The 10,723-nt window shown below is 67.2% G+C and carries 13 protein-coding genes; 2 read left to right on the top strand and 11 right to left on the bottom strand.

Annotated elements, in window-relative coordinates; translation table 11 throughout:
- The 9 genes from A5700_RS26550 to A5700_RS06840 all read right to left on the bottom strand — a co-directional run.
- A partial coding sequence (locus A5700_RS26550) for a hypothetical protein (RefSeq protein ID WP_197504145.1) occupies positions 1-836 on the bottom strand: 836 nt, incomplete at its 3' end.
- A gap of 17 nt (positions 837-853) precedes the next feature.
- The gene (locus A5700_RS06875; protein WP_068072707.1) at positions 854-1,249 is read right to left on the bottom strand and encodes a hypothetical protein; all 396 of its coding nucleotides are present in this window, start codon (positions 1,247-1,249) and stop codon (positions 854-856) included.
- A gap of 78 nt (positions 1,250-1,327) precedes the next feature.
- Positions 1,328-1,612, bottom strand: a complete 285-nt coding sequence (locus tag A5700_RS06870) for a hypothetical protein (RefSeq protein WP_068072703.1) — start codon at positions 1,610-1,612, stop codon at positions 1,328-1,330.
- Positions 1,613-1,627: 15 nt separating this feature from the next.
- Entirely contained in the window at positions 1,628-1,897 is a 270-nt protein-coding gene (locus A5700_RS06865; RefSeq protein WP_068072700.1) for a hypothetical protein, read from the bottom strand.
- 69 nt (positions 1,898-1,966) lie between these two features.
- Positions 1,967-2,794 carry an ESX secretion-associated protein EspG gene (locus tag A5700_RS06860; RefSeq protein WP_068072697.1) on the bottom strand — a complete coding sequence of 276 codons (828 nt, stop codon included), beginning with the start codon at positions 2,792-2,794 and terminating at the stop codon, positions 1,967-1,969.
- Positions 2,791-3,870 carry a PPE domain-containing protein gene (locus A5700_RS06855; protein ID WP_068072694.1) on the bottom strand — a complete coding sequence of 360 codons (1,080 nt, stop codon included), beginning with the start codon at positions 3,868-3,870 and terminating at the stop codon, positions 2,791-2,793. The genes A5700_RS06860 and A5700_RS06855 overlap by 4 nt, the downstream gene beginning before the upstream one ends.
- 51 nt (positions 3,871-3,921) lie before the next feature.
- Positions 3,922-4,218: a PE domain-containing protein gene (locus tag A5700_RS06850; RefSeq protein ID WP_068072691.1), complete on the bottom strand. Its 297-nt coding sequence runs from the start codon at positions 4,216-4,218 to the stop codon at positions 3,922-3,924.
- 15 nt (positions 4,219-4,233) lie between these two features.
- On the bottom strand, positions 4,234-5,673 hold the full coding sequence (locus A5700_RS06845) for a hypothetical protein (protein WP_068072688.1): 1,440 nt from the start codon (positions 5,671-5,673) through the stop codon (positions 4,234-4,236).
- Positions 5,674-5,690: 17 nt separating this feature from the next.
- Positions 5,691-5,969 carry a hypothetical protein gene (locus tag A5700_RS06840; protein WP_068072685.1) on the bottom strand — a complete coding sequence of 93 codons (279 nt, stop codon included), beginning with the start codon at positions 5,967-5,969 and terminating at the stop codon, positions 5,691-5,693.
- 597 nt (positions 5,970-6,566) lie between these two features.
- On the opposite strand from A5700_RS06840, the gene A5700_RS06835 reads away from it, so the two are divergent.
- Positions 6,567-7,481 carry a class I SAM-dependent methyltransferase gene (locus A5700_RS06835; protein ID WP_068072682.1) on the top strand — a complete coding sequence of 305 codons (915 nt, stop codon included), beginning with the start codon at positions 6,567-6,569 and terminating at the stop codon, positions 7,479-7,481.
- 15 nt (positions 7,482-7,496) lie between these two features.
- Entirely contained in the window at positions 7,497-8,681 is a 1,185-nt protein-coding gene (locus A5700_RS06830) for a CoA transferase (RefSeq protein WP_068204571.1), read from the top strand.
- Positions 8,682-8,685: 4 nt separating this feature from the next.
- Here A5700_RS06830 and A5700_RS06825 read toward each other — a convergent pair whose 3' ends face one another.
- Both A5700_RS06825 and A5700_RS06820 read right to left on the bottom strand, forming a co-directional pair.
- The gene (locus A5700_RS06825; protein WP_068072673.1) at positions 8,686-9,129 is read right to left on the bottom strand and encodes a response regulator; all 444 of its coding nucleotides are present in this window, start codon (positions 9,127-9,129) and stop codon (positions 8,686-8,688) included.
- Positions 9,126-10,670 carry a CHASE3 domain-containing protein gene (locus tag A5700_RS06820; protein ID WP_082960617.1) on the bottom strand — a complete coding sequence of 515 codons (1,545 nt, stop codon included), beginning with the start codon at positions 10,668-10,670 and terminating at the stop codon, positions 9,126-9,128. The genes A5700_RS06825 and A5700_RS06820 overlap by 4 nt, the downstream gene beginning before the upstream one ends.
- Between the last annotated feature and the right edge of the window lie 53 nt (positions 10,671-10,723).

Below are 10,723 nucleotides of genomic sequence, written 5' to 3'. Positions count from 1 at the left end.
GGGGTGTTGTTCACGTTCGGCGGCGGGGGCGGGGTGTTACTGCCGCCGCCACCCGCACCATTGCCGCCACCCGAGCCGTTCCCCCCGCCCGAGCCATCGCCGCCGGAACCGCCCGAGCCAGGTGGCGGTGGTGTCGGCGTGGACGGATCGGTCGTCGGCGTAGAAAAGCTCGGATTATTGCTGGCGATGCCTGAAATGTTAGGCGCGTAAACCGTATTCATCACGTCTTGGGCGAACGAGTTGTACGCCTGGTTGATCTCGTCAACTTCGTTCGGCCAGCGATTCAACGATGCGGTGTATTGCGGCTCGTTCTCGTTGAGATACCACTGCGTCTGAAAAACCGTGTGAGAGAAGGCGTCGATCAACAGCCCCAGCGCATTCGCACCCGACGCGATGTTCGCCACGTCGGGTAGTGACTGCATGATGTTGTCGAGTGCGGCGTCGTGGGTCTTCCCAACCCAGTCTTGCTTGGCCTCCTGCTGGCCCAGCGCCAGCTGAAAAGCTTGTGACGCTTCCACGATCGCGCTGGCAACCTGCTGCAGGGTGCCACCGTTCCCATTGTCCAAGGTGCCGGAGGCCCCCTGGAACGCTTGATACATGTCTGTGAAGGTCACGCCCCCAAAATCTTCGATGGCGACACTGGCCGGACTTGTCGTGACGCCGGTGATGTCTTGCAGTTCGTTCTGAGACACCGCAAGCGACGTCACATCGCTATTGTTCAGCGCCGCCAGCGCCATCCAGTTCGCACCGGGCGTATCCTGAGCGTCCTTGCCGGAGTTGACCAGATCGTCGATCTGTGCCGCGGTGAGCGGCGGCGAGCTCTTGTGATGAGACACGGCTAGGCGATCCCGACTTATCCCGACCCGATGAGGCGATTGCTGGCCGCCTTCACCGTCGCCGAAAATTGATCGAGGTAAGACAGGTATTGGTTGATTGACTGCTCGATGCCGCTGAGCCCGGAGATGTCGAGTTCCAGGTTGTTCTTGGTCTGTGTCGCCGACGGCAGAGTGCCCGGGCTACCCAATGAGCTCATGCCGGTGATCGTTTTGAGCTGATCGTTCAAGGCATTTCTGAACGTGCTGACGATGTTGAGATAAGCCTGCTCGGTCTCGCTGGACAGTTTGAGGTCCACCGGCCCACTGTTCTGGAGCCCCTTCAGCGCGCTGGTCAGCGAGCTGACGTCGGTTCCGCCGCTGCCCGTCGATCCACTCCCGGTCGACCCGCTGCCCGTTGATCCGCTGCTCGACATGAGTTCTCCCAATCCTTTTCGTTCAGTGCGCGGCGCCCGGGCTCGAACTCAGAACAAGCCCGGGCTCCGCGCAGTCGTTTAGAACGCTGAAGCGTTTTGCTGGTCCAGGGCCTGCATGGCAGCCTGCTGTTCTTGCGCCTGCTGCTGCGTGATGGTCATGTTGTTCAACATGTCATCAAGCATCGAGCTGATGTTTTGCTGCGCCTGGTTCAGGGCTGATGCGCCCGCACCCTCGTAGACCGTGGCCAAAACGCTGAAGAGATTGGCGATGTCGGACCGGACTTCCTGAATCTTGCTGATGTTGCTGTTGACGTCGTCCAACGACGAGTTGTTAGCGCCGAAGTTGTAGAGGATTTCGCTCATTGTCCCGGTACTCCCTTAGCCGTTGTCCATGTTGGCGACCGCGTTGATCTGCGCTGATCCGGTCTCGACGATCTGGTTGAGGTAGTTGATGATTTGTTGCGCGTCCTCTTGCTGCTGGGATGACGTTCCGCCGTAAGTCGTTGCGCTGCCGCCCTTCCAGCTCGAACTCAACATCGATTGCTGCGTGTCGGCAATCTGGCTGAGAATCGCGACCGCCTGGTTACGAGCGTCCTGGACCTGCGAGAGCTTCTGCTGAGCCTCCGCCTGGGTAAGTGACAGTGTCATTTCGGTTCCGTGTTTCCTTTCTGATTACTTCTTTGTTGTTGTCGGCGGAAGGAGCCCGGTGCTCGAAACTCATCCCGCCATCCCGCTCGTCGTCGACCAACTTTCCTCGGCGAGCCCGATGAGCTGGAAAATCGCCTGCGCCACAGCGTGATCGGAGCCGGCTTTAAGGGTGACCCACGCGTCTCCCGACGGCGAGCCGCTCGGGGCCGCGACGACGCGACCGCGGCTGGTGTAGAACAGTGCGACCGCTGCCGGGGCGCGGGATATCCGGTCCTCGGCATCGGTGAGGGTGTAGTACACGATCTCGGCGAAAGCCTGACGTGATCCCAGCGCGGCACCCAACAGCATGGCGGCGCGGGGTTCGGCACCCAAAGCTCGTGCGCGGTCGCCGAGCTCCACCGCATCGTGGGTGCCGGACAGACTCTCCGCCACCTCTTGCAGCGGCGCTGCGACGGGATCGATATCGGCCGGCTTGGCTTTTGGCAGCTCGGCCACGACCGCCGACACCACGTCTCGAACGTCGTTGTGGTAGCCGATGATCCGCAACAGAGTCTCGTCGGCGATCCGTCGCGCGAGTACGCACAGCGCGCCCCGCCGGGTGACGCTTACGCGTGCGATGCCGTCCGGCGTCACCAGCCGCATGGCCAGCTCACGGTCCGGCCATTGCAGCGCCTGCAGCACGGTCACGAGCTCGGGGTGCACCGACCCGCCGTCGATCAGTTTGCGAGACGCTAGTTTCCGGGCCGCGCGGTCGCGTGCGGCGTTTCGCTGGTCCACGGTGGCGTGCGGGCTGCGGACGGCCAGCACTGTCGGGAATTCGTGCATGCCGACGCGCGAGGCCACCACGTGGAGTTCGTCTCCGGTCAGCGTCAGCCGGTCAGACAGCGCCGCGGTCACAGCGTCAGCCCCTTGTCGCCACCGATCACCGGAGGGGACACCCAGGAGTTCGACACCTGCTCGAGCGTTGACTGCGGCAGGTCGGCGTACTGCGGCGCCTCGGGTTCGGGCGTCGAGACGAGTTCGTCGAACACCGACGTGCTCGGGCCCCAGCTGACATGGGAGACAGTGAACGGCGCGTCGCTTTGCTGAGCCATAGGCAGCCACGCGGGATCAGCCTGGGACGGACCGGCTCCGGGCTCGCCACCACCGTCCAGGGTTGCCGCCAAGGGTGATTGGTGCTCGCGTGAATTGCCGCCGCGGCCCAGGGCCGCCAAAGGTCCGTACCCGGTTCCTGCCGGGCCCACGCCAGACGGGCCGGCAGCGGACTGGACCTTGTGCGGGGCTTTGGCGTCGCTCGTCGCTTTGACCTCGGCCACCCGAAACGGAGCGAGGGGTGGCGCCGCCAGAGCCGCACCGCCGCCCGGCCCCGCGCCTGCGGCTTTGACCTCACCGGTGGCCTTCGCGTCGCGCTCGGCGTCGAGCGCGGCCGCCTTACAGACCTCCGGCGGCGGGGGCAGCTGCCACGGGGCGGCAAGCTCGGCACACGCCTGCTCGTATTGGTACATCGCCGCGGATGCGCTCGCTTGATGAGAGCTGACCAACTGGTCGAACTCCGCGAATTGCCCGTTGAGCACCGCCCCGTTGTAGGCGGCGAGCGACGCCATGACGTCGTGCGTCGTTTTGGCCTCTATTGCTTCGGACACGCTAGGCATCGCCAGGACGGCGACGCTGTACGCGACCGCCGCCTCCTCGGCCCGCTCGCCGTTGTTGGCGGCGGTGACGCTGACCGTTTGCAGCCACTTGCCGAAGTCGTCGAGTTTGCGCGCTGCCGCGTCGGCGCCCCGACTGGAAAACGAACCCTTGATCTTCCCGACGATCTTGTCGTAATCCTCTGAGATGCTGGCCCATTCATCGGCAAGCCGCACCCAGGCCGCCCCTGCCTGTCCGACCGGCATGGGCCCGGGCCCGGTCGTGAGATCGCGGGCAAGCTGCGTTGCGCTGCGCGATTCCCATGCCACATTGGTGAAGCCCACGCCCTGACCTCCTCTCCGATGCTCGTGTTCGGGCCCGCACTGCGCCGCGAATTAGGTTGCGAAGTCTTGTTCCGCGGCCACGACGTTGTCGGCGTGTGCGCGCAGGGCCGCCGCGATCGCCCGCATCTGGTTGGTGGCGTGATCCGTCGATGCCCCGAACGACGAGTGCACGTCGTTGAGCGTCGAGGAGACGCGCTGCGAGACCTCATCGCGCGCTGCGGCGTTCACCGTGAGGTTTGGGGCCTCGGCTTGCATCAACTTTTCGGCGCGGCCGGCCAACTGGTCGAGTAGCCGGGTCGCGTCGGTGACTTCGTCTGGCTGCATCCGGAAGTCGGCAGTACCCGTCATCGCGAAACTCCCTCTCTAGATTCTCAAATCGATATCTGGACTGGTAGCGCTGTCAGCCTCACCGAACACGGGCGGGGCAACACTGCCGAGATCGCCCACGATCTCGTCACCCTGTGCGGCCGTGTGCAAAAAGGCTGCGGCACTGTGGGTCTTCCCCGCCCCGGCCCTGCTCCCCAACCCCATGGGATAACCGCCCATCGGCGAACCTGCGCCCATCGCCGGGGGCGCGGCGGCATCGCCGGTCATGGGAGGCGCCGTGTCCGCGGCCGGGATGCTCGCCGGCGCGGCCACCCGCGACTCGATCGTTTCGAGCGGGATGCCTCCCAGTGCGCCGCCTCCGCCGCCGCCGAATCCACCCTTGCCGGCCGCACCCGCGCCGGCGACGGCGTTGGTCACCGGGCCCCCTGGCGCTGTTGCTCCCGCCGGCGTCCCGGCGCCGGCCCCGCCCATACCCTGCAGGGCCCCCGTCGCGGCACTCACGCCGCTCATCGCGGGCATGGCTACGGCTTGCATCAACGCCGGCGCGAAGGACGAGACCGGTGCGGACGCGGCCGGAGCGACGGCCGCGCCGAGCGGGGCGCCGGCCGCCGCAGCCGGTGCCACGGCGAAATTGGCCGCCAAAGGCGAGGCGCTGGCCGCACCGGGAGCGACCGCGCCCGCGAGACTCGCGCCCGTCTGAGGCGCCTGCGTCACGGAGATCGGAGTTCCGATTGCCGTGACGTTCGCCTCTTCGGCGGCCAGGGTGCCCTGCAGTTGGGTCATCACGGTTGCCGCCTGGGTGACCGCCTGATTGGCGGCCGCGATCGCCTCGGCCATCCCCCACGGGAAGATGATGTTCGGACCGATGGCCGCAATGGTCGCGGTGAACTGGTTCATGATCGCCACAAGTTGCGCGTTCGCCTGCTGGACACCGGCGGTCGCCGTGGCCAGGCTGGTTGCCAGCGCGCTGGACTGGTTCGCGACCTGAGTACCGTTGGTCAACGCGGCGTCGGTCGTTGCCGTCGCCGCCGACGCGGCAGCACCCTGCCAGGCTCCGTCAAGGCCGGACATCGCCTGCTGCACGGGTTGGACGGCCGACGCGGCGGTCTGGGAAATACCGCTGAGCAGTTGCGTCGGATCCAGGTCACCGAAGGACCCCGACCCCAGCATGCCCAGGGCCTCGGTCACCGGTTGAATCATCTGCGTCAACAGACCGGTCAGCATGCCCGGGATCGCGCTGCCCGCGGCGTTCGAGCCTGCGGCGGCGTTCGGGTCGGTCGGATCGGGCGGCGGCGCGGGTTGCGGAAGGCCGGGCGCGCCCAACCGCGAGGTGATGTCGTGCACCGGTTGATTGAGATAGTCGCCCAGGTTCGATTCCTGGGCGTCGATGACAGGCCGCGTATCGAAACCCGAAAGCGTCTGCGCCAATTGACCCGTCGCGTTCACGGGCGCAGCGGCGTTGGCGTTGGTGCCCATGCCGGTGGGAGCCGCCCTTACGCCTCGTCTACGGCGACGAACGACGCGTTCGCCGCCGTAGTTGCGGCACCGATCGCAGAATGCAGTTGCCCCACGAGTAGGGCAGCCGCAAGATTGTTGGCCTGCGCGGGGCCGTAGGCGGCAAGGTAACTGGCCCCGATGGGGCCCAGCGCCGCAGCGGCCGCGTTCAGCATCGCCGCCGAATCCGATGACGCCGAAGCCGTAATTGCCTGTCCCGCTGCGCTATTGACCGCCGCGAAAGCTTCCAGACCCTGAGGAATGACCGATAAGACCACGCGTGAACCCCTCCCTGAATCGCGGGCCTATGCCTCGCGTACGTTCTACGTCGATCCGGGTGTATCACCTAAAGCGAATAGTAGCCGCGCGGCCGCGGGGCGCGGCTACAACCGGATCTGCATGAGAGACGTTGTTTCTCAACGGTATTCGTCTTAGGCGAATGAGTGATAGAACGTGCCTCGCACTGGACCCCCGGCGGTCGGAGCACAGCCCTGAACCGCCAACGCAGCGTCGCGCAACGTCGTCGAGCTTCGTTGTGAAGATGGACATTGACCGACGTGCGCGAACCCCGCGGCGCGGCCGCGACGGCGCCCGTTGTCCACCAACGCATTTGAATCACACCGACCGCCCCGTCCGAAAAATCCACACCATCCTGGCGACAGCGGGATAGATAACGCTTATCTATCAAGATTTTTTCGAGCAGCCGTAGCCGCCGGCCCGCCGCCGCGTCGATCGCACGGTCGGCGGCGGCCGTCGCACCGTGCGCCACGAAGGCCGTCACCGCGTGACACCGGACCCAGCGCACCCGCCCCAGCCGGTGAGCGCGGACCACCGGTGGTTATGGTGGCTAATCAGTAGAGCGAAGGGATTCTTCGATGGCGCGTAGCGACGACGACACCTGGGACCTGGCGACCAGCGTGGGAGCGACCGCCACCATGGTCGCCGCCGGGCGCGCCCGGGCCACCCGCGACGGGTTGATCGACGATCAGTACGCCGAACCGCTGGTGCGCGCCGTCGGGGTCGACTTCATGACCCGGTGGGCGGCCGGCGAGCTCGACTCGGCCGACGTCGACGTCCCGGGCGCCCCGTGGGGCATGCAGCGCATGACCGACATGCTGGCCGCGCGCACCCGCTACATCGACGCCTTCTTCGCCGAGGCGGGCGCCGCCGGCATCCGCCAAGTGGTCATCCTCGCCTCCGGCCTGGACGCGCGGGCGTACCGGCTGCCCTGGGCGCCGGGCACCACGGTGTTCGAGATCGACCAGCCCCAGGTCATCGAGTTCAAGACCGCCACCCTCGCCGAGCTGGGCGCGACACCGACCGCCGAGGTGCGTGACGTGCCCGTTGACCTGCGCCACGATTGGCCAACGGCGTTGCGCGAGGCCGGTTTCGACGCCCGCCAGCCCGCCGCGTGGGCCGCCGAGGGGCTGGTCGGCTTCCTGCCTCCTGAGGCGCAGGACCGGCTGCTGGACCAGATCACCGAGCTCAGCGCCGACGGCAGCCAATTGGTCGCCGAGGTCTTCGTGAATTCGGGAGTCAACGGCGACGCCCTCAACGCCGCCAGCGAGAAGTGGCGAAGCAACGGCCTCGACATCGCCCTCGGAGACCTCGGCTATCCCGGCGAGCGCAACGACGTCGCGACCTATCTGCAGGGGCGCGGTTGGCAACCGGTCCGCACGCCGCTCAACCAGATGCTGGCCAACAACGGCCTGCCGCTGCAGTCGACGGACGCCGACGCGCCGTTTTCGCAGAACTACTACTGCACAGCGGTGTTGAACAAGGCAGGCTAGAAGAAAGGCGCAACGATGCCCAAGCCCCTCGACGGATTCCGCGTTCTCGATTTCACGCAGAATATCGCCGGGCCGCTGGCCGGCCCGGTGCTGGCCGACCTGGGCGCCGAGGTCATCAAAATCGAGGCGCCCATCGGCGAGGCGGCGCGGCACATCACCGCCGTCCTGCCCGGGCGGCCGCCGCTGGCCACGCTGTTCCTCCCCCACAACCGCGGCAAGAAGTCGGTGATGGCCGACCTCACCGACGACACGGCCAAGCAACAGATCCTGCGGCTGGTGGACACGGCCGACGTTGTGCTGGAAGGCTTTCGGCCCGGCGTGATGGAGCGCATGGGCCTGGGCCCGGACGAGTTGCGCGCCCGCAACCCCCGGCTGGTCTACGCCCGCCTCTCGGCCTACGGGGGCAACGGCCCGCACGGCAGCCGCCCGGGCGTCGACCTCATGGTGGCGGCCGAGTCGGGCATGACCACCGGGATGCCGACGCCCACCGGCAAGCCGCAAATCATCCCGTTCCAGCTGGTCGACGCCGCCAGCGGCCACGTGCTGGCCCAGGCCGTGCTGGCCGCACTGCTCAACCGCGAGCGGCACGGAGTAGGTGACGTGGTGCGGGTCGCAATGTATGACGTCGCGGTGAGCCTGCAGGCGGGGCAGCTCACCATCCACCTGAACAAGCCGACCGAGGCACCCAAGCCCGACACCGACGCCAAGCCGAAGGCCAAGCGGCGCAGGGGAGTCGGCTTCGCCACCCAGCCGTCGGACGCGTTCCGGGCCGCCGACGGGTACCTGGTCATCAGCGCATACGTGCCGAAGCACTGGGCGACCTTGTGCCGGCTGATCGACCGGCCCGACCTGCTTGACGACGAGCGGTTCGTCGACCAGCGCGCGCGGGCGCTCAACTACCACGAGCTGGCCGAGGAACTCGAGTCGGCGCTGGCGGCCAAGACCGCGGACGAGTGGGTTCAGCTGCTGCAGCAGGGCGGCCTGATGGCCTGCCACGCCTATACCTGGAAGCAGGTGGTCGGCACCGCGCTGTTCGCCGAGAACGAGCTCGCCTTGCCGGTGGGCACCGGGCCGGACGCGGTCACGGTGGTGCGGATGCCGGCGCGCTACGCCAGTTTCGACGCCGCGCCCGGCGATCCCGTCCCGGCGCTCGGGCAGCACAACGACGTGCTGCTGGCCGAGCCGGAACCGGCCCCGTAGCGGCTCAGCTGCCGTTGGGCAGCCGCACCACCTGGACGAAGAACTCGTCGATCTGGCGGACCGCCTTCATGAACTGGTCGAGGTCCACCGGCTTCGTGACGTAGGCGTTCGCGTGCAGCTTGTAGCTGCGCAGAATGTCCTCCTCGGCCGAGGACGTGGTCAGGACCACGATCGGGATGCGCGCGAGGTCGGGGTCCGACTTGACCTTCTCGAGCAGTTGCCGGCCGTCGTACTTGGGCAGGTTCAGGTCGAGCAGGATCAGGTCCGGGCGAGGCGCGTCGGCGAACTCACCCCGCTTGTAGAGATAATCCAACCCCTCTTGCCCGTCGTGTGCGACGTGCAGCCGGTTCTTCAACTTGTTGTGCTCGAACGCTTCTCGGGTGATCAGCTCGTCACCCGGGTCGTCTTCCACGAGCAGGATGTCGATCGCTCTACCGGGCGATGTCACTGTTGCGCTCCTTCCAAAGCGGCTGGGCGTGTCGCGCCGGCGTCCTGGTCGGGCGTGGTCGCGAGCACCGGGAGGGTGAACCGGAACCGGGTCCCCTCGGTGTAGGTGGTGTCGATCCAGATGGTGCCGCCGTGGTATTCGACGATCTTCTTGACCAGCGCGAGCCCCACACCGGTGCCGGTATACACGTCGCGGCCGTGCAGTCGCTGGAAGATGACGAACACCTTCTCGGAGAACTCCGCGGGGATGCCGATCCCGTTGTCCGACACCGTTAACACCCAGAAGCCCTCGTGTTCGCCACTGCCGCGCTCGCATTCGATGACCACGCGGGGCGCGCGGTCCGCGTGCCGGAACTTCACCGCGTTGCCGATCAGGTTCTGCCACAACATGGTCAGCAGCGTCGGGTCGCCGAGAACTCGCGGTAACCCCTCGTCGGGGCGCACGATCTCGGCGCCCGACTCCTCGAGCGCAATGGCCAGGTTGGCCAGGCCGTTGTCCAGCTTCTTGTCCAGGCCCACCTCGGATTCCGAGGTGTTGAGCCGGCCCACCCGGCTGAAGGTGAGCAGGTCGTTGATGAGCACCTGCATGCGCTTGGCGCCGTCGACGGCGAACCCGATGTATTCGATGCCGCGCTCGTCGAGCTTGTCGCCGTAGCGCTTCTCCAGCAGCTGACAGAACGACGCCACCTTGCGCAGCGGCTCCTGCAGGTCGTGGGAGGCGACGTAGGCGAACTGCTCCAATTCGGTGTTGGAGCGCTGTAATTCGGCGGTCTGCTCGTCGAGCTGCTGGCGGGCCGAGCGTGACACCTCGAGCTCGTCGACGATGCGCCTGCGCATGTTCTCCACGTCGATCGCCATGTCCCGGATGTCTTTGGGCCGGCGCGGCGGCGTGATGGTGCGGTCGAAGTTGCCCTCGGTGATCTGCCGGCACGCCGCGGCGAGCATCGCCAGGGGCCGCGCCACCGTGTCACGGATCAGGAATCCGAGGATGGCCGCCGTGCCGAAGAACAACAGCAGCATCGCGCCCAGCACCCTGTCGCGCCACGCAGCGGTGTGTTCGAGGTCGTCCGAGGCGCGCGCCCGCGCCGCCGACAGGTGTGCGCTCTGCGTGTCGAAAAGGGCTCGCAGATGGTCGAATTGGGCCTTGCCCCGGTCCGCGGCGCGGGCCGTCATGGCGGCGAAATCGCTGGTGTTGACGCTGGCGATGAGCGGCTCGGCGTAACTGGCCCGCCACTGCGCGGCCGCGTCCTCGATGGCGTCGAGGTCCCCGAGGACGTCCGGGCGCTCGCCCGCCCTGCGCCGAATCTCCTCGGCCGCAGCGTGTTCGGCGTGTTGCCCGTCATAGTAGGGCGTGAGGAACTGTCGGTCCGCGGCGATCAAGTAGCCCCGCACGCCCGTCTCCTGGTCGCGCAGCGCCGACTGCAGCTGAGCGGCCGCCAGGCGCGCCGGCTGGAGGCCGTCGATCAGCTCGTGCGACATGGCGTCCGTGCGGGTCAGCAACGCCGCGCCGATCAACGCACCGGCCAGCACCATCGCGCCCATGCTCAGCAGCACCAGGGCCTGCCAGCCGCGCACGGTCAGTTGCGACAGGGGCG

Source organism: Mycobacterium sp. E1214, assembly GCF_001666755.1.
In the GTDB taxonomy this organism is placed as follows: Bacteria; Actinomycetota; Actinomycetes; order Mycobacteriales; family Mycobacteriaceae; genus Mycobacterium.
This window is presented reverse-complemented; position numbering and strand designations above follow the sequence as displayed.